The 17,564-nt window shown below is 35.7% G+C and carries 19 protein-coding genes and 1 riboswitch; of the genes, 7 read left to right on the forward strand and 12 right to left on the reverse strand.

Features of this window, described 5'->3' with window-relative positions; all coding sequences use genetic code 11:
* Positions 1–37 precede the first annotated feature (37 nt).
* The 5 genes from VK90_RS00245 to phaR all read right to left on the reverse strand — a co-directional run bounded on the left by VK90_RS00245 (position 38) and on the right by phaR (position 5,247).
* The gene (locus VK90_RS00245; RefSeq protein WP_048369502.1) at positions 38–1,387 is read right to left on the reverse strand and encodes a TrkH family potassium uptake protein; all 1,350 of its coding nucleotides are present in this window, start codon (positions 1,385–1,387) and stop codon (positions 38–40) included.
* Positions 1,388–1,411: 24 nt separating this feature from the next.
* Positions 1,412–2,605 (reverse strand): NAD(P)/FAD-dependent oxidoreductase, encoded by a 1,194-nt coding sequence (locus VK90_RS00250; RefSeq protein WP_048369504.1) that lies wholly within the window; start codon positions 2,603–2,605, stop codon positions 1,412–1,414.
* A 94-nt stretch (positions 2,606–2,699) separates the two neighbouring features.
* Positions 2,700–3,785 (reverse strand): class III poly(R)-hydroxyalkanoic acid synthase subunit PhaC, encoded by a 1,086-nt coding sequence (gene phaC / locus VK90_RS00255; RefSeq protein ID WP_002170962.1) that lies wholly within the window; start codon positions 3,783–3,785, stop codon positions 2,700–2,702.
* 82 nt (positions 3,786–3,867) lie between these two features.
* Entirely contained in the window at positions 3,868–4,611 is a 744-nt protein-coding gene (locus VK90_RS00260) for an acetoacetyl-CoA reductase (RefSeq protein ID WP_000250412.1), read from the reverse strand.
* A 153-nt stretch (positions 4,612–4,764) separates the two neighbouring features.
* Positions 4,765–5,247: a polyhydroxyalkanoic acid synthase subunit PhaR gene (phaR, locus tag VK90_RS00265; protein WP_000566960.1), complete on the reverse strand. Its 483-nt coding sequence runs from the start codon at positions 5,245–5,247 to the stop codon at positions 4,765–4,767.
* A gap of 198 nt (positions 5,248–5,445) precedes the next feature.
* Here phaR and phaQ point away from each other — a divergent pair, with 198 nt between their 5' ends.
* The 7 genes from phaQ to VK90_RS00300 all read left to right on the forward strand — a co-directional run bounded on the left by phaQ (position 5,446) and on the right by VK90_RS00300 (position 11,019).
* A complete protein-coding gene (gene phaQ / locus VK90_RS00270) occupies positions 5,446–5,901 on the forward strand; it encodes a poly-beta-hydroxybutyrate-responsive repressor (protein ID WP_025150992.1) in 456 nt (151 codons plus the stop codon).
* A 42-nt stretch (positions 5,902–5,943) separates the two neighbouring features.
* Positions 5,944–6,468, forward strand: a complete 525-nt coding sequence (gene phaP, locus VK90_RS00275; RefSeq protein WP_025150993.1) for a polyhydroxyalkanoic acid inclusion protein PhaP — start codon at positions 5,944–5,946, stop codon at positions 6,466–6,468.
* A gap of 101 nt (positions 6,469–6,569) precedes the next feature.
* Positions 6,570–7,013, forward strand: coding sequence for a MaoC family dehydratase (locus VK90_RS00280; protein ID WP_001067911.1), 444 nt, complete (start codon positions 6,570–6,572; stop codon positions 7,011–7,013).
* A gap of 240 nt (positions 7,014–7,253) precedes the next feature.
* A complete protein-coding gene (locus VK90_RS00285; RefSeq protein ID WP_000241212.1) occupies positions 7,254–7,439 on the forward strand; it encodes an alpha/beta-type small acid-soluble spore protein in 186 nt (61 codons plus the stop codon).
* Positions 7,440–7,552: 113 nt separating this feature from the next.
* Complete coding sequence (locus VK90_RS00290; RefSeq protein ID WP_048369507.1) at positions 7,553–8,872, forward strand: TrkH family potassium uptake protein; 1,320 nt, start codon at positions 7,553–7,555, stop codon at positions 8,870–8,872.
* A 38-nt stretch (positions 8,873–8,910) separates the two neighbouring features.
* Positions 8,911–9,084: riboswitch (yybP-ykoY riboswitch) on the forward strand.
* Between the two features lie 79 nt (positions 9,085–9,163).
* Positions 9,164–9,958 (forward strand): TerC family protein, encoded by a 795-nt coding sequence (locus tag VK90_RS00295; protein WP_025150995.1) that lies wholly within the window; start codon positions 9,164–9,166, stop codon positions 9,956–9,958.
* Between the two features lie 209 nt (positions 9,959–10,167).
* The gene (locus tag VK90_RS00300; protein ID WP_048369510.1) at positions 10,168–11,019 is read left to right on the forward strand and encodes a formate/nitrite transporter family protein; all 852 of its coding nucleotides are present in this window, start codon (positions 10,168–10,170) and stop codon (positions 11,017–11,019) included.
* A 27-nt stretch (positions 11,020–11,046) separates the two neighbouring features.
* On the opposite strand, the gene VK90_RS00305 is transcribed toward VK90_RS00300, so the two are convergent.
* The 7 genes from VK90_RS00305 to VK90_RS00335 form a co-directional block, all read right to left on the reverse strand.
* Positions 11,047–11,358, reverse strand: a complete 312-nt coding sequence (locus VK90_RS00305) for a cyclic-phosphate processing receiver domain-containing protein (RefSeq protein ID WP_048369512.1) — start codon at positions 11,356–11,358, stop codon at positions 11,047–11,049.
* 14 nt (positions 11,359–11,372) lie between these two features.
* Positions 11,373–12,095 carry a prepilin peptidase gene (locus tag VK90_RS00310; protein WP_048369513.1) on the reverse strand — a complete coding sequence of 241 codons (723 nt, stop codon included), beginning with the start codon at positions 12,093–12,095 and terminating at the stop codon, positions 11,373–11,375.
* A 112-nt stretch (positions 12,096–12,207) separates the two neighbouring features.
* The gene (locus tag VK90_RS00315) at positions 12,208–12,918 is read right to left on the reverse strand and encodes a LutC/YkgG family protein (protein ID WP_048369515.1); all 711 of its coding nucleotides are present in this window, start codon (positions 12,916–12,918) and stop codon (positions 12,208–12,210) included.
* Positions 12,918–14,339, reverse strand: coding sequence for a LutB/LldF family L-lactate oxidation iron-sulfur protein (locus tag VK90_RS00320; RefSeq protein ID WP_002170953.1), 1,422 nt, complete (start codon positions 14,337–14,339; stop codon positions 12,918–12,920). Before VK90_RS00320 ends, VK90_RS00315 begins: the two co-directional genes overlap by 1 nt.
* A gap of 16 nt (positions 14,340–14,355) precedes the next feature.
* Complete coding sequence (locus tag VK90_RS00325) at positions 14,356–15,075, reverse strand: (Fe-S)-binding protein (RefSeq protein WP_002170952.1); 720 nt, start codon at positions 15,073–15,075, stop codon at positions 14,356–14,358.
* Positions 15,076–15,241: 166 nt separating this feature from the next.
* Complete coding sequence (locus tag VK90_RS00330) at positions 15,242–15,931, reverse strand: FadR/GntR family transcriptional regulator (RefSeq protein WP_255300125.1); 690 nt, start codon at positions 15,929–15,931, stop codon at positions 15,242–15,244.
* A gap of 229 nt (positions 15,932–16,160) precedes the next feature.
* Entirely contained in the window at positions 16,161–17,561 is a 1,401-nt protein-coding gene (locus VK90_RS00335) for a sensor histidine kinase (protein WP_048369517.1), read from the reverse strand.
* Between the last annotated feature and the right edge of the window lie 3 nt (positions 17,562–17,564).

A 17,564-nucleotide genomic window follows, 5' to 3' on the forward strand; every position in this document is an offset into this window, starting at 1 on the left:
AAACCATTCTACCTAACATAGGTAGAATGGTTTCATACTATCCAATAATAATTCGCTCTTTCGGATACTTATAGCGAGGTGGTTGTTCTCTTCCACCACTAGCTAAAATAAATGTCAAAATACCGACGCGTCCGATAAACATAAGTACGATTAATACAAGTTTACCAGCAGTTGTTAAATCTGGAGTAATACCTGTTGATAGCCCAGTCGTCCCGAAAGCAGAACAAACTTCAACTATTAAGCTCATAAGTGGTACATTTTCCGTAATGGATAAAATAAATAGCGCTGAAGCACATAATAAAATCCCCATCGTCATAACAACTGATGCTTTCAACACATCTTCTTCATGTAGCTGACGCTTGAAAACTCGGACTGTTCTCCCGCCCCTTGCAAATGTATATAACGATAATATACTAACAGCAAATGTCGTTGTACGTATCCCGCCCCCAACTGAACTTGGAGATGCTCCTATGAACATTAATATACTCATAAATAAAAGCGTTGGTTGTGACAATTCACGTATATCCATTGTAGCAAGCCCACCACTTCGCGTCGTCACAGATTGGAATAATGTATAAAATACAGTTTCATGCCATGACTTTCCTACTAAAAAATGATTTCGTTCTAATAGAAAAATCATAATTGTTCCAACAATAACAAGTGCAAAAAATGTTGTTGTCGTCAATTTTGTAAATAACGAAAAGCGAAAGAGTTGCTGTCTCCTCTTACTCAGGAATTGCTTTACTTCCATTAACACTGGGAAACCAATAGCTCCTAGAATAATAAGCAACATATGAATCATCTGAACAATATAATCTTTTTTGTATGGAATCAGTGATTGTCCAGTTAAATCAAATCCTCCGTTCGTTGTTGCACTAACAGCGGCAAAAAAACCGTGAAAATACGCTTCTTGCCAAGTCGGAAAATACATTAGAAATCTTGTACCTAACAGTAACGCTCCAATAAGTTCTATTGAAATAATTACAATTAAAATGGAACGCATCAATTCCACAAGACCTGCCAAATTTCCTTGGTTATGGTCTGCCATAATTAATCTTCTTCTTTGCAAACCAATCTTTTTACCCGTTATAATCCAAACGAATGTACCAAGTGCCATAATTCCTAGTCCGCCTAATTGTAAAATAAGGGCTAAAACAATAATTCCTGCCGTTGTAAACGTATCTGGAATAGTAACAACAGAAAGCCCTGTCACACTTACAGCACTAACAGATGTAAACAGCGCATCTATAAATGTCCATTTCACATCAGGCTTCGTAACAAATGGTAAACTAAGCAAAATTACCGATACAACTACCGCTAGTAAATAAAATAAAACGATAAGCTGCACGGGACGTAATTTTTGTAAAAACTTTTTTATCTTTCTCATTCCATCACTTCGCTACCTTTTTTTCTATCGATTAAATAAAGAAAAATCATCACTTTCTTTATTTGTAAATAACTGCTGAAATAGTTTCGCAAATACCATTCCGTATACAGTTCCATTTCCCCCATACGGCAGTGCGTAATATAAATTATGTATCTTTTTATCTTCTTTTAAAATAGGAAGACCGTCATGACTACCACCAAATGCCGCTGCCCAATAGTATTCTGCCTGTATATTATTAAACTGTGGGAACATTTCTTTTACAATGTTAATAAGGATATCACGCTTATGCAATAATTTCGTATCACCGATATTTTGAATTTTCAGCGCCTCATCTAATCCGCCTACAATAATGCGATTTTGATACGTTCGAAAATACAAGTATGGACGTGCAGTTTCCCAAATTAATGATTGCTCATGCCAACCTTCAAATTGATCTATCTTATTTGTCACAACTGCATAAGATGTTTCTACTGTTGTGTTTTTTTCTTTCTTGCCAAAAAGCGGTTCATAACCTGTTGCCATAATAATATTCTTTGCTACGATTTTATTTCCTGTTTTCGTGTAACAAATTAAATCATTTTGGATTTGTTTAATATGTAATGCCTCTGCATGTTCATATATAGTAGCGCCCATTTGTTTCGCTTTATGCAAAAGACTATGCGCTAATAAATATGGATTCACTTCTGCATCACCGCTTGTATATAACGCTGCTTGTTTTGCAAATGAATAGCGTTTTTTAATATCAGACTCTGTAAAATATTCAACCGGAAATCCATAATGGTGTAACGTATTATATTCTTCTTGTAAAAATGAAACATCCTCATCTCTACTAGCATAATACAAACTCTTTCGCGGAATAAAATGGGGATCAATATCGAGAGTTGGCACAACCTTCTCCATTGTTTGCAGCGCTTCATAACAAAGTCTATATGCTCGTACCCCTTTCTCTTCACCAAATGTATGAATAAGAGAGGTCAACGATTTATCATGAACAAATTGTAATAATCCTGTATTTGCAGCTGTGCTTCCACATGCAATTGCTCTTTTTTCAATGAGCATAACACGCATTCCCATTTTCGCTAACGAATACGCTATTTGAGCACCTGCTTCTCCACTTCCAATTACAAGCACATCACATATCATATCATTTTCTAACGTTGGATAACAAGGTACAGAAACTCCATCACTCCAAAACAACTTACCAGTCATAAGCTTCATAATTATACTCCTACAATGTAATTTTCACCTTCCTATGTTTCGTCATTTTTCATAAAAAAATCCAACTAACATACGCTAGTTGGATTTCTTTTCTTTAATTAGAACGCTCTTCAAGCCAATTTCCAACCGTCGGATATGTTTGCTTTACAGCCGTTCCACCATACACAATAGACATATGTCCTGTCGGTAAACATACATACTGTTTATCTGTGCTAGAAATATGATCAAGTAAAGCCTCTACTTGACATGGCAGAGCAATATGATCACGTTTCGCGGAAATATTTAAGACATTCGCCTTAATATTTGCAAGGTCTACCTTTTGTCCGCGAATAACGAGTTCACCCTTCACTAATTTATTATTTTGATAAAAATCACGAATCCATTGTCTATATGATTCACCTGGGAATGGAATGCCGTCACCAACCCACTTTTGAACTAACTTCCAGCTTTCGACGAAGCGCTCATTTTCTGAACGATCGACTAAAGCAACATATGGACCAACAAAGTTTGTAATTGGTTTTAACATCTTATTACCGAAATCAATCATTTCAGGTGGAATATTTCCAAATGTATCAACCGCTTTATCTAAATTGAAATACTTCTCATCTAATAAAGGACCGTATAATCCTGTTTCAGAGAAATCAAAAGGACTTGTCATAAAAATCAAGTTACGAATTGGCATGTCCGGATGAAGCGCTGCATAAATAGATGTTAACGTTCCACCCATGCAATAACCAAGTAAAGAAATCTCGTCCGATTTTGCAGTTCTCATTACTTTTTTCACTGCTTTTGCAATATAATCGAACACGAAATCATCAAATTTCAAATGACTATCTTCTAAACCAAATGTGCCCCAATCAAGCATATACACATCAAAACCACGATCTACTAAATATTCCACTAAACTATTTCCTGGAGTTAAATCCATAATATACGGTTTATTAATAAGAGCATATATTAATAAGATTGGAACCCTCTGTGTTTTTTCTTGTTTTGGAATGTAACGATAAAGCTTCGTTTTATTCTTCGTCCAAATAACCTCTTTCGGTGTTAAACCAACTTGTGGTTCTGGTTCGCGTAATAAAATTTCGCTCGCTCTTTTCACACGGCGATATGCTTTGCGATATTCTTCTGGGTACAACTCCAATTGCTTTTCCCATTCTGTTACGAATGTAGTCATTTTTTTATCTCCTTTTCGGTCGATTTCTTTCTAAAAAAAGAAGTGCATTCCTGCTATGGATATGCACTTTTTTCTTACCTTATTACATGTATAATCCACCATTAATGTTTAATTGCTGACCAGTGATATACGCACCGTCACGGCATAGATATACTACACCTTTTGCAATTTCATCAGCTTGGCCAAAGCGTTTTTTCGGGATTTTCGCAACTATTTTTTGACGTACTTCTTCTGGTACCTCTGCTACCATTTCAGTATCAATAAACCCTGGGCAAATTGCGTTTACAGTTACATTTGTTTTTGCAAGTTCTAACGCTAATGATTTTGTAAATCCTAACATACCTGCTTTTGCTGCTGAGTAGTTTGTTTGTCCAAATCCACCAGCTTGACCAATAATAGAAGAAATACTAATGATTCTTCCTTCTTCTGCTTCCGTTATGTATGGAAGTACAGCACTTGTCGTATTAAATACGCTGCTTAAGTTCACGTCAATTACGCGCTCCCAGTCTTCACGATTTAACTTTTTGAATGTACGATCTCTTGTAATACCAGCATTATTAACAAGAATATCAACTTTACCAAAATGATTCACAGCTTCTTCTACAAGTCGGTTTGCGTCTTCTACTTTAGAAACATCCGCTTGAACTGCATAAACGTCATGCCCTTCTTTTCCTAGTTCATTTACTAAGTTTTCAGCTGCTTCTTTACTGCTGTTATAGTTAATAACAACTTTTGCTCCCTCTTGTGCTAATGCTACTGTAATTGCTTTTCCAATTCCTTTTGCCCCACCTGTTACGATTGCTACTTTGCCATTTAATTGAACCATTTCTTTTCCCCCTTAAATGAATTTGTGAGCGATTGTTATAAATCATTTTGGTACTCATACTAATAGAGTCCATATATTAATTATGTTTCGTTGTTTATACATGAAAAAGAGATTCTCCCTCTCTCTTTTACACGTTATAAACAAACGCTATTATCATTTTTTATTTTCTGGCTTATTCGCAGGTTTTACCTCTTCTTTTACAGGTACTTGTAGTTTAGCTAGTACTGCATTTTGCTTTTCTAGCAATTCTAAAATTTGATCAACTTTCGTTTCTAACGTGCGAATATCTTGTTTCACTTTCGTAACATCACGCTTTAATGTAGGAGCTTGTCCTAATGAATCCACTTTCTCTTCTAGAACTTCCTCGATGTTATCAACTTTATTTTCTAAGTTAATAACAAGCGTAGCTACTCTAGCGATATCCTCTTTTGTTGGCACGTTCACTTGTTCTAAATAACTTTTTGTTGTATCATTTAATGCTTTTTGATAAAACAAATTCAAGTCTAGAACGCTGCCCATCCAAGCAGAATATTCTTCTGTTTTAATTGTTTCATTGAGCGCTTTTCCCCAAAATGTTTCGGTTTGTTCATAAGCATTTTTCCATGCTTGCAATGGATCGAATTTTTGATCAATCACTTCGCCTACACTCCCTTTTTTGTTTTTGAAACAATTCAACCTATTCACTATTTTCTAATATTCTGAAAAAAACTTCAAGTCTATATTTTATTTTTCTTTATTTTCCAACAAATGTATTGACATTAAAAACAGATAGGTGTAAATTGCACTTATAAGCAAAAAATTCCATCTAACTGATTCATGAGGTGATGCACAATCATGCTACATAATGAACCAGAACAACGCGAAAGTTTGGAAAACAACCAAACGAAACAACCAAACTCCATGCCAAAAAACTTCTTAGTTCCCTTCTTACTTCTCTGTCTAAAAGACTGGAGTCTTCATGGTTACAAACTTATTCAAATGCTAATGGATATCGGCTTTTCTTCTGTGGACCAAGGTAATGTATATAGGACACTACGCAAATTAGAAAAAGAAAACCTTATTTCTTCTACTTGGGATACAAGCGAAGGAGGGCCAGCAAAAAGAATTTATTCTTTAACTGAATATGGAGAGAAATATTTAGCAACATGTGCAACTTCTTTTGAGCATTACCAAAATATGCTGCGGACGTTTTTCACGTTATATACGAACGCTTTCTTTCCATTTGCCACTACTTCTCCAGAAAAGGATGAAAAGGATTCTTCATCTTCACCTGGTGGTACAGCAGAGTAATCTGCGTTCACAATATGCAAAAAAACATTTGGAGGTCAAACAATGGAAACTAAACCATACGAATTGGTCGATGCATTTTGGAAAAACTGGTCTCAATCTCTTTCCCTCTTCTCTTCAGCTGGGAAACAATTAGAGCAACTTACTTTAGAAACGTTAAAACAACAACAAGACGCTTTGCATAAATTAACATCAGGAGTAAATGAACTAGAAAAAGAATTACAACAATTCACAGCTCAGTTCAATAACCAATATACAGATTACGTGAAGCAATTAACTGGAAACTCCTTAAATGATCAAATTAACGAGTGGCAAGAAAAATGGAATGAACTTTCTACTCAAATGCACCAACTTACTGTTTCTCCTACGAAAACATCTTTGTCTATTCTTACTCAAACTAGCGGTCAATTTGAAGAAACAACAAAGCACTTTATCGAGCAACAACAGTCGCAACGTGAAGAGGTTCAAAAACAGTTAGAAGTTTTTTTGGGAGAGTTCAAGTCCAAACAACTAGAACTCGCAAAGCAGTTCGAGGAAAACTCAAAAAATCTATTTACTTCCATCAAGTAAGAAAAATGTGGCAACTAACTGCAGCACAAACAAAACTCTTTCTTCCTCCTACTACATCAAGATGGCTTACATTTTTCGATATGGAAAAGAAGGAGGACAAAATGAATCCATTTCAAGAAGCACAAACTGTTCCGGAGCTTCGTTACGATGAGATTCAAGTCGGTGATCAAGCATCACTAACAAAAAAAATTACGGATGAGGATGTTATCAATTTTGCAAAATTGACTGGAGATGTAAATCCTATTCATATTTTAGATTCTTTTGCAAAAACGACAATGTTCAAAGAACGTATTGCCCATGGCATGCTCGTTTCAAGTTTTATTTCTACCATTCTTGGCACGAAACTCCCTGGCAAAAATACGATTTATTTATCACAAAACGTTTCATTCCGTGCTCCTGTCAAAATCGGAGATACACTTCGCGTTGTGGCAGAAGTTATTAAAAAACGTGATGATAAAAAAATCATTACATTGCAAACAAACATATATAATCAATCCGATGATATTGTCGTGGAAGGTACAGCGACAATACTGAAAAAAGAGTAGCAAATTTGCTACTCTTTTTTCTATCCAAGAACTTCTAATCACACCGATTACTTCCGTGTATGAGTACGTCGTTTCCACATAAAATAACGGTACCAGTTTATATAGCACTTAAATAAAGTGAAGCTTTAATCCGTGTAATTGGTTTATCACCACTGATTATTAGCCTTCACCAATCGAGCTTTTATAGGCAGCCCGCCAATAGTGGGATAAACTGGACTACTAAGAAGGATGTGTATCAACATGGTAAAAACAAACAAATTACTAGTTCCAGGTGCAGAACAAGCGCTTGAACAATTTAAATATGAAATCGCTCAAGAATTCGGTGTAAGCTTAGGATCAAATACAGCATCTCGTTCTAACGGCTCAGTTGGCGGCGAAGTAACGAAACGTCTTGTTGCTTTAGCTCAGCAACAATTACGTGGATAATCATATAACATATGGCTTAGAGGCAGATATTCTCTGCCTCTTTCTTTTTTAACATACATAATAATGCTTTTTCACATACTAGTAAGAACAAATTGAAAGGAACGATATGTAACATGAAACGGATTAACATTAGCATGAGTCCTCCACGTGTTCTTACTCTATCTTTTATTATGTTATCAATTATCGGTACATGCCTATTAAAATTACCAATTGCTACAACAACGTCTATTTCATGGCTCGATGCCTTATTTACAACAGTTTCTGCTTGTACTGTTACAGGACTTGGTGTTGTGGACACGGGAAAAGTATTTACCTTGTTTGGACAATGCGTCATTTTAACACTTATACAAGTTGGCGGACTTGGTATTATGAGCTTCGCCGTTTTAATCGCAATTATGCTCGGTAGAAAAATCGGTCTTCAAAATCGGATTTTATTACAACAAGCATTAAACCAAACAAATGTCGGCGGAATCATTCGCCTTGCAAAAGCATTATTTATATTTTCTTTTACTGTAGAATGTATTGCCACTTTACTTCTCTCCTTTGAATGGGTACCAAAGTACGGGATTGCCAAAGGAATATATTACAGCTTTTTTCATTCTATCTCAGCCTTTAACAATGCTGGTTTTTCCGTGTGGAGTGACAATTTAACGTCCCACTCCCATAGCATTCTCGTCAATCTCGTTATTTCTTCACTCATTATTTTAGGAGGGATCGGTTTTACAGTTATCGTAGATATAAAAAGAAAGAAAAACTTTAAAAACCTTACTTTACATTCAAAACTTATGCTCACTTCTACTCTTATCGTAAATATTATTGCTACAGCTTTTATTTTTATATTCGAGTTCCATAATTCACTTTCTATGAGAGGTTTTACCCCATTTGAAGAAGGTATGGCTGCTTATTTTCAAGCGATTTCGACCCGCACTGCCGGATTTAATACTGTGGATATCTCTGCATTATCAAAGCCTTCTCTTTTATTAATGATGCTTCTTATGTTTATTGGTGCTGGCAGTGCTTCAACTGGTGGCGGAATTAAGTTAACGACTTTTTTAATTATGTTTTTAGGCGTATTTAAATTTTTGCAAGAACAAGATGATATTGTCGTGTTTAAAAAATCCATTAAAGATACGCTCATTGTCAAATCATTAACCATTACCATTATTTCAATTTCGTTTATTTTCCTTTCTATTTTAATTCTAAGTATTACTGAGCGAGTTCCTCTATTAATGAGTGCTTTTGAAGTATTTTCAGCATTTGGAACTGTCGGTCTTAGCATGAATTTGACGCCACACTTAACAATTATCGGTAAAGCAATTATTATCTTTATGATGTTTTTTGGAAAAATGGGGCCTTTAACATTAGCTTTTTCATTTGCACGTAAAAAGCAAAGAAAAATAAAATATCCAAACGAAGATATTTTAACAGGTTGACAACCGTATAAATTATCCATATAATGAAAATACAATAACATATCTCCAAAGGGGAGTAGCGTCCAAGAATATTTCTTGGAAACAAAGTCGTCATTACGTAGAACATAGTTCTTCCGGCTTTGTTGGCATTTTCATTACATATGTCTAGCAAGACCTTTGCCTATCAACGGCAGAGGTCTTTTTTGTTTTTACCAATTCCTTCCACCGTTGATGCGCGGGAGTATGGGGAATCTAAACAGTGGGGAAATTCTTCACTTGTTTAGAATTTAGAGAAATGAGAGGAGAATGTACATGGATGTATCATTATTATTGGAGTATGGTTGGGTATTACTCATCCTAATTGCACTAGAGGGGATTTTAGCAGCTGATAACGCCCTCGTTCTTGCAATTATGGTAAAACATTTACCAGAAGACAAACGAAAGAAAGCACTATTTTACGGATTAGCAGGAGCGTTTGTTTTCCGCTTCGGATCGCTATTTATGATTTCATTCTTAGTCGATGTATGGCAAGTACAAGCGATTGGTGCAATTTACCTTATGTTTATCGCTGGTAATCACTTATTTAAAACGTACGTTAAAAAGAATACACATGAAGAAACAGAAGAAAAAGAAACAGAGAAAAAACAAGAGAACTTTTGGTGGACTGTATTTAAAGTCGAAGTTGCTGATATCGCCTTCGCAGTCGATTCAATTTTAGCGGCTGTTGCATTAGCAATGACATTACCGAAAACAGGATTAGGTACGATTGGTAGTCTTGATACTGGGCAATTCGTCGTTATCTTTGTAGGTGGACTTATCGGATTAATCATTATGCGATTTGCAGCATCTGCTTTCGTACAAATATTAAAACGTAAACCAGGACTTGAAACGGCAGCATTCTTAATTGTAGGCTGGGTTGGTGTAAAATTAGCAGTTTATACGCTAGCACACCCTGCTTTAGGTGTCCTTCCGCACTCATTCCCAGAATCTACTCCGTGGAAACTTACATTCTGGAGCGTATTAGTCGGAATCGCAGTTTGCGGTTGGTTCTTCTCGAAAGAGGTAGAAGTAAAAGTAGAAAAAAATCTAGATGAAAAAGCGCTGTAATTACAGTGCTTTTTCTTTTTCTCTCGTTTCAAACTCCTCTCTATTTTCAGAAAAGATCCCATTACACTACCTTTGTAAACGCTTCCCTTCTATCATGTATGTCCTTTTTGTGAAACATTGAACAAACTTATTGAAACTGAGAACAAATCCATGTACTTTATTCATATAAAGAGTATTTATAGACGATGTATTAAAGGAGCGTATTACTCATGCTAGAACAAGGATTAGACTACGTTGTAAAACTGGCTAAGAGCAAAAAGCAAATGCTAGATACAAATTCAATGCAATATTTCATTCGCGCTGCACTTGCTGGCATTTATATCGGTTTTATTATTGTACTATGTTTTAAATTAGGTAACTTTTTTCACATTGCAGATTCACCAGCAACTTATTTAGCTGAATCCATGTTTTTCGGAATTGCTCTCGTACTTATTATATATGGCGGTGCTGAGTTATTTACTGGCAATACAATGTACTTTACAGTGGCAACTTTAAGAAAAGAAACAACTATTTCTGATACACTTCGCAACTGGGTTGCTTGTTATGCAGGTAACTTAGCTGGCGCTTTATTCTTTGCCTTACTATTTTACGCAACTGGAATTTTCCAAGCAATTGATCATGGTCACTTAATGAATAAAGTAGTTGAAGGAAAGATGAATACACCTACAATGCAATTATTCTTTAAAGCGATTTTATGTAACTGGCTCGTATGTCTTGCTTGCTTCTTACCTTCTCAAGTAAAAGGTGATACAGCAAAAATAATGATGATGATGCTACTTGTTTTCACATTCTTCTTATCTGGTTACGAGCATAGCATTGCAAACTTATCACTGTTTGCTTTATCTTTAGTCTCACCACATCCTGATACAATTTCTTTTGCGGGTGCTATTCATAACTTAATTCCAGTTACACTTGGTAACATTATTGGCGGATCGGTATTTGTCGGTATGGTATATCATTACTTAACAAAGAAAGCACCTGATGTTAAGCAAGAAGAAACTGAATTAGTAGCCGCTCAAACAGAGGAAATCATTCCTTTACAAGCTCATGTGAAACATTAAAAACTCCAAAGTCTTACTTTGGAGTTTTTAACTCCCTACATATTTAACGACAATATGAGGATGAATTTCCCCTTTTTCTTTCGCTTTCTCAATTCTCTGCTTCATCTGGTGCATACCGATGACATCATTCGTATGAAGGTGAATCTCATTAACATATAAACCTTCCGTACAAAAGGCTTCTACAAAATCTAACCCGCTCTTTTGCCTCCATCCCATGTTAAAGTCAAGAGAAAGGATGTTTACCTTATTACTCCGAACAAATTGTAACGCAGATTCTACTGTAGTTGCCAAAGCATATCCGAACGGACAACTTCTTTGATCATCCATATATACATTCATTTTCTAGCTCCTTTCTATTTTGCATATACAACTAACACATAGCATATTGCTCCAAGGCAAATAAAAGGGCCAAATGGAATTGGGGTTCTTACTTTTATGCGCTTTAATGCTATACCAATTCCAAAAATACAAAGACTAAAGAAAGATGCTAAAAATAAAGTCATAAAAATACCTTTCACTCCTATTATAAATCCGAGCAACGAAAGTAATTTCACATCACCTCCACCAAGACCATCTGGATAAATCCTTTGCATGCAATATAACAAAATGAATATAGTTCCACTACCAGCTATACTATCTATCCAAGTAACTAACGGTACAAAAATACATTCTAAAATAAGCAAAAGTGCAAACCAAATTAAAATACGATTAGGTATTAACATATACACAAAATCTGTAACTGAAATAATAAGTAGTAAAGAAAGAAGCGATAAAATGATGATGAGCTCTCGTTCAATTCCAATTACATATACAGTAAGAAAAAATAAACTCCCTGTAACAAATTCAAATGTTATGTACAAACTTGGGATTTTTCTTTTACAATTCGTACAACGCCCTTTCTGCATACAAAATGAAATGATTGGAATAAGTTCTTTTGGCTTTAACGTATATTTGCAGTAATGACAATATGAACGTGGTGTAATAATAGATTCACCCACTGGAACTCTCATCGCAATCACCATAAAGAAAGAACCAAACACCATCCCTGCTAACAATGCATATAAATAAGTGAACATCCCTTCCTCTCCTTTCCAAAAGAACATAGCAAAAAAAGGAAAGAACTTCTACTTCATATTATCTTTATTCTATTAAAAAAGCAGGCCGTTTTCCGGCCTGCTTTCCCCTATTTTATACGATGAAATATACTGCTTTTAATGGTCCGTGTACCCCGACAACAAGATTCATTTCAATATCTGCGGAGTTACTTGGTCCTGTTATAAAGTTGATACAAGATGCCACTGCTTCGCCTTTTTCCACACGAGAGTTCATATGTTGAACTGCTTGCGTAATACGAGGTACAAGTGTTTCACGTGGAATAATAGCAAAGTATACAGTTGGTAAAAAGTGTAAAGAACGCCCTTGTCCTTTATGACTTTGTACAACAATCGTACCAGATTCAGCTAAAGTATAATCACTAAATGCGATACCGATATTCGCTTTTTCCGCTAAACGCATATTCTCTTCTTTTTTCTCAGGATCCCATACATTTACTTCAACATTTTGTTTCGGAAGCTCTTCTTTAAATAAAGAAGTCAATCCATATGAATCAAAACGTTCGTCTGCTGATAATATAATAGGTCCCCCGCCGTTTTCAACGATTACTTTTTGAACATCTTCATGTAAACGGTCGTTTGTCGTTTCCACAACAGTTGTATGAATGTTTGTACATTGATTTTTAAATACTTCTAACAATTCTTCTTGTGAATAATCTTTTAACGTTTCTTCATTCACATTATTTTTCCATACTGGACGTTCTACACCTTCTGTCTTCCGCCCACGTCCGAGTTCTTTTGCGATATTATCTAGAAAGGACTCACGGTTTTGAATTAATCCTGTCATTATTTATCCCCGCCTTTCTTATGATCTTTATACCAATCACGGAATCGTTCTTTACTTGGCGCCGGGAATTCACGAATATCTGTCCAGTTTTTAAGTGGTCCAACACCTTTTGATACGCGGTTACCAGATGTAAATGGACTCATTGCTGCCGGTGCCATTTTCGATCCCATTTTATATAAAGCTGCTGAAGAAGCACCCATGCTAAACATTTTCATTGCTAATTTTTCTGCAAGTGGGGCACGGCCTTCTTGTTCAACGATAACTTGACGATGTTTTAACAATAAATCATGCAATGGAATTTTTACTGGACAAGCTTCTGTACATGCTCCGCATAAACTAGATGCATATGGAAGTTCTTTGTAATCATCATATCCACCTAGAAGTGGTGTTAATACTGCACCAATTGGTCCTGAATAAATAGATCCGTATGAATGTCCACCAACGTGACGATATACAGGACATACATTAACACAAGCAGCACAACGAATACATTGCAGCACTTGACGGAATTCAGATCCAAGAATTTGAGATCGGCCATTATCAACAACGACTAAATGAAACTCTTCTGGCCCATCTACCTCTTCCTCTTGAATTGGTCCTGCTACCGTTACATAACTTGTTAACTTTTGACCTACTGCACTACGACATAGTAAACCAACTAAAACATCTAATTCTTCCATTGTCGGAACCATACGTTCCATACCCATTACTGCAATTTGTGTTTTCGGAATCGACATAACAAGATCGGCATTACCTTCATTTGTTACTAAACAAAGAGAGCCAGTATTTGCAACAGCGAAGTTACAACCTGTCACACCAATTTCTGCATCCATAAATTTCTCACGAAGTTGTTTACGAACAAACTTTGTCATTTCGTATGGATCATCAGAATTTTCATATCCAAGTTTTTCTTTAAACACATCACGAATTTGCGTTCTGTTTTTATGAAGTGCAGGCGCAATAATATGTGAAGGCGGATCGTTATCTACTTGCAAGATATACTCTCCTAAGTCACTCTCTAACACTTCACAACCGATTTCTTCAAGCGCATGATTCATACTAATTTCTTCAGTTACCATTGATTTTGATTTTACAACTTTCTTCGCTTGTTTCTTTTTCGCAACGTCTTGAATATACTTTGCTGCTTCCTCTTTCGTTTTCGCAAAGTAAACATGACCGCCTCTTTTCGAAACATTTTCACTTAACTGCATTAAGTAATAATCAAGATTTTCTAGTGTATGCTGGCGAATTTGTTCACCAAGTTCACGCCACTCTTCCCAGTTTCCTAATTCTTCCGCTGCTTTTAATCGATTTGTATATAAACGCGTTTGTGCAGATGATACAGCCCCGCGCATAAACGAATCTTGAATTCCATCGCCTACGCGATCATTAAATTTTTTCTCACTGATTTTCATAGACATAGCTTATGTTCCCCCTTCATGAGCGGCTATTCAATACCTCAGCAATATGCATTACTTTTACTTCTTTACCTAAACGCTCAATACGTCCGCCAATGTTTAACAAACACCCACAATCTGCACCGATTAAATAATCAGCACCTGTTTCCATAACACTATCAACTTTCTCATCTACCATTTGCTCAGAGATAGGTGTCATCTTAACTGAAAACGTTCCCCCAAAACCACAACAATTTTGTACGTTTGGTAGTTCTCTTACAGTTAATCCTTTTACATTTGATAATAAAATTCCTGGAGCCTCTTTTACTCCAAGCAGACGTGTCATATGGCAAGATTTATGAACAGTTGCTATCCCAGGTAAACTTGCGCCAACATCTGTAACTTTTAAAACATCTACAATAAATTGTGTAAATTCATATGTTTTATCAGCTATCTTTTGTGCACGTTTTGCCCATTTCGGATCATCTTTAAAAACATGTGGATACTCGTGAAACATTGTCGCACAAGAACCGGATGGCGTAACGATATATTCTGCATCTTCGAAAGTTTCAATCATATGTTTCATCGCTTCTTTTGCTGCTTCTACATGGCCGCTATTATAAGCAGGCTGACCACAACAAACTTGTGCTTCTGGAAATTCAATTTCACAACCTAAACGCTCCAATACTTCTACTGTTGCCTTACCGACATTTGTTTCAAACATATCGACTAGACAAGTAACAAATAAAGTAACTTTCATAATTATTATTCCCCCTCATTACAACTTCGCCAACAATCATATGGTCATCAGATGACTTGCGAAGAAGAAATAGGCTCAACCATAGCCTAACTCTCCCTCTTCTAAAGAAAACGCTTACTCAATCTTTCTCTATTTTATCAGAAAAATGGAATTTTAAAAGATTAAATTACGAATTTATATCGCTTTTACCTATGACAATATGTTCTACATTTGTTAAATGATCTAGCATTGCTTGCTGTGCTAATTCCACATCTTGCTTTAACACCGCATCATATATAACTTGATGCTCTTCTAAAAGTCGTTCTGCTGTTGTTTGTTCACCATATAAAATAATGCGTCTTGATTCACCAATCGTTTCAGCAATCATTTCTGAAACATGATTCATGAGTTCAAGTAGGATGTTATTATGTGAAGATTGTGCAATTCCCATGTGGAACTGAAAGTCTGCTTTTTCACCAGCTTTCTCATCTCCAACGCTCTTTGCCATTTCATCTAACCAATGCTTCATATTTTGTAAATTATCTTCCGTACGTTTTGCCGCAGCTGCTCGAACTGCCCCCACTTCAAGCACCTTTCGTACTTCTAATAAGTTCAAAATATCCTCTTTCTTCATTAACAACCTATTATTTAATGATTTCGTTAATGAAGAAGAATCGAAATTCTTCACATATGTACCTTCTCCTTGCTTCATTTCAATTAAGCCCATTGCCCTTAGCGCACTTAGCGCTTCACGAACAGCAGATCTACCAACTTGAAACTGCTCGGCTAATTGATGAACAGGAAGTAGTTTGTCACCAGGTTTTAGTGTGCCATTTTTAATCATTGTTAAAATAGCTTCAGATACTTCTTCGTAAATTTTTTTCGGTTTAATAGATTTGTACTCCAGTTAAATCACCTCAGTATCTTCCAAACAACAATTGAAACGATTTATAAGAATTTAGCATCCATAACTATTTTAGAACGAATTAGTAAGAAGTACAAATGTTTTGTTCATAAAATAGTCAAATTCTTAATATTTATTGGATATTAATTAATATCTTTCCGTGCAATTATTAACTCTCAATATAGAGAGCATGTCCCCAAAGTTAGAACATGCTCTCCTCATCTTGTACTTTTAGTTTAATAATAACTGTCGTTCCCTTACCTTTTTCACTTTCTATTCTCCACTGTCCATCATGTATATGAACAATTTGCCTTACAATAGCAAGGCCTAAACCTGTTCCACCATGCTGACGACTTCTAGCTTTATCTACTCGGTAAAAACGCTCACCAAGATTTTCTAAATGCTCTATATCAATACCTATTCCCGTATCTTTTATTTTCAGCTCACAATAATCATCTTTCTTATCTAAGCTTATTATGATATCCCCGTTTTGATTTGTGTACCGTATCGCATTGTCTAACACGTTGTGAAGTACTTGTTGCATACGATCCTCATCAATCATTACGATAATTTCAGGATTTAAATCCGTTGAAATACGAAGCTTTTTTTCTATAAATTGTAACTCATAAGTATCTAGTACATCTTCAATAAGCTGTGAAAAAACGATAGGTTGCTTCTTTAGAGGAAAATGTTCACCTTCTAATTGTGCTAAATCTAATAAATCATGAACGAGTCGCTGCATGCGATCTGCTTCTTTATGGATGAGCTGCGTTACTTTTTCCTGCTGCGGCCCTTTTGCTACACCGTCTAAAATGGCTTCACTATATCCTTTAATATAACTAAGTGGTGTTCTAAGTTCATGCGAAACATTAGCTAAAAACTCCTTACGCTTTACGTCTTCTGCCTCTAAAGAATTTGCCATTTTATTAAATGCTTTTCCCAATCGTCCAATCTCATCTTCTGAAGAAATCGTAATCCGCTCTGAGAAATCTCCGGTAGCAAGATGATTCGCGACCCGTTCCATTTGTGAGAGTGGCTTCGTAATCGCAATAATAATTTTTCTACCAACCCATATCGTAATTAAAATCATTGCAATTGCTAACGGCGCTAAAATAAGACCCATATCAAATATCAAGTCTTTTATACTTTTTAAAGGAATATAAGAGTATACAATTCCAACTAATTTTTTATTATCTAAAACAGGGATGACAACACCCATAATATTACGATCAAAATGCTCTTCATATCCTATCTTTGTCACAGTTTTCCCATCTAATAGTGCTTGTCTATCTCCTTCACTTATAAGAGAATGATGGTGCACATCAAAAGGCAAACAAGCGCTTAAATCACGTGGATTATACACAAAAAGGACGTCTGAACTAGATATTTGATCATATGCCCTTACTTTCTCTTCAAAAGTGGATATTCCTTCCCGTTTATCATATTGCGTGGCGAGACGCTTTCCTTCCATTACTAATGAATCTTTTAAATTATCGACGTATAACTTTTCATACGAGTATAAAGATACAAAATAAAGAAAGGAGACTGTTACACATACTGCACATACTACTGTAAGCCAAAGCTTTTGTACCATCGTAAACATACG

Origin of the sequence: Bacillus sp. LK2 (assembly GCF_001043575.1) — a bacterium.
GTDB classification, from domain to species: domain Bacteria; phylum Bacillota; class Bacilli; order Bacillales; family Bacillaceae_G; genus Bacillus_A; species Bacillus_A paramycoides.

What these genes read in the sequence shown, in the direction of transcription:
- VK90_RS00245 (WP_048369502.1), bottom strand. Translation starts at nt 1,387, where the DNA reads ATGAGAAAGATAAAAAAGTTTTTACAAAAATTACGTCCCGTGCAGCTT.
- VK90_RS00250 (WP_048369504.1), bottom strand. Translation starts at nt 2,605, where the DNA reads ATGAAGCTTATGACTGGTAAGTTGTTTTGGAGTGATGGAGTTTCTGTA.
- phaC (WP_002170962.1), bottom strand. Translation starts at nt 3,785, where the DNA reads ATGACTACATTCGTAACAGAATGGGAAAAGCAATTGGAGTTGTACCCA.
- VK90_RS00260 (WP_000250412.1), bottom strand. Translation starts at nt 4,611, where the DNA reads ATGGTTCAATTAAATGGCAAAGTAGCAATCGTAACAGGTGGGGCAAAA.
- phaQ (WP_025150992.1), top strand. Translation starts at nt 5,446, where the DNA reads ATGCTACATAATGAACCAGAACAACGCGAAAGTTTGGAAAACAACCAA.
- phaP (WP_025150993.1), top strand. Translation starts at nt 5,944, where the DNA reads ATGGAAACTAAACCATACGAATTGGTCGATGCATTTTGGAAAAACTGG.
- VK90_RS00280 (WP_001067911.1), top strand. Translation starts at nt 6,570, where the DNA reads ATGAATCCATTTCAAGAAGCACAAACTGTTCCGGAGCTTCGTTACGAT.
- VK90_RS00285 (WP_000241212.1), top strand. Translation starts at nt 7,254, where the DNA reads ATGGTAAAAACAAACAAATTACTAGTTCCAGGTGCAGAACAAGCGCTT.
- VK90_RS00290 (WP_048369507.1), top strand. Translation starts at nt 7,553, where the DNA reads ATGAAACGGATTAACATTAGCATGAGTCCTCCACGTGTTCTTACTCTA.
- VK90_RS00295 (WP_025150995.1), top strand. Translation starts at nt 9,164, where the DNA reads ATGGATGTATCATTATTATTGGAGTATGGTTGGGTATTACTCATCCTA.
- VK90_RS00300 (WP_048369510.1), top strand. Translation starts at nt 10,168, where the DNA reads ATGCTAGAACAAGGATTAGACTACGTTGTAAAACTGGCTAAGAGCAAA.
- VK90_RS00305 (WP_048369512.1), bottom strand. Translation starts at nt 11,358, where the DNA reads ATGAATGTATATATGGATGATCAAAGAAGTTGTCCGTTCGGATATGCT.
- VK90_RS00310 (WP_048369513.1), bottom strand. Translation starts at nt 12,095, where the DNA reads ATGTTCACTTATTTATATGCATTGTTAGCAGGGATGGTGTTTGGTTCT.
- VK90_RS00315 (WP_048369515.1), bottom strand. Translation starts at nt 12,918, where the DNA reads ATGACAGGATTAATTCAAAACCGTGAGTCCTTTCTAGATAATATCGCA.
- VK90_RS00320 (WP_002170953.1), bottom strand. Translation starts at nt 14,339, where the DNA reads ATGTCTATGAAAATCAGTGAGAAAAAATTTAATGATCGCGTAGGCGAT.
- VK90_RS00325 (WP_002170952.1), bottom strand. Translation starts at nt 15,075, where the DNA reads ATGAAAGTTACTTTATTTGTTACTTGTCTAGTCGATATGTTTGAAACA.
- VK90_RS00335 (WP_048369517.1), bottom strand. Translation starts at nt 17,561, where the DNA reads ATGTTTACGATGGTACAAAAGCTTTGGCTTACAGTAGTATGTGCAGTA.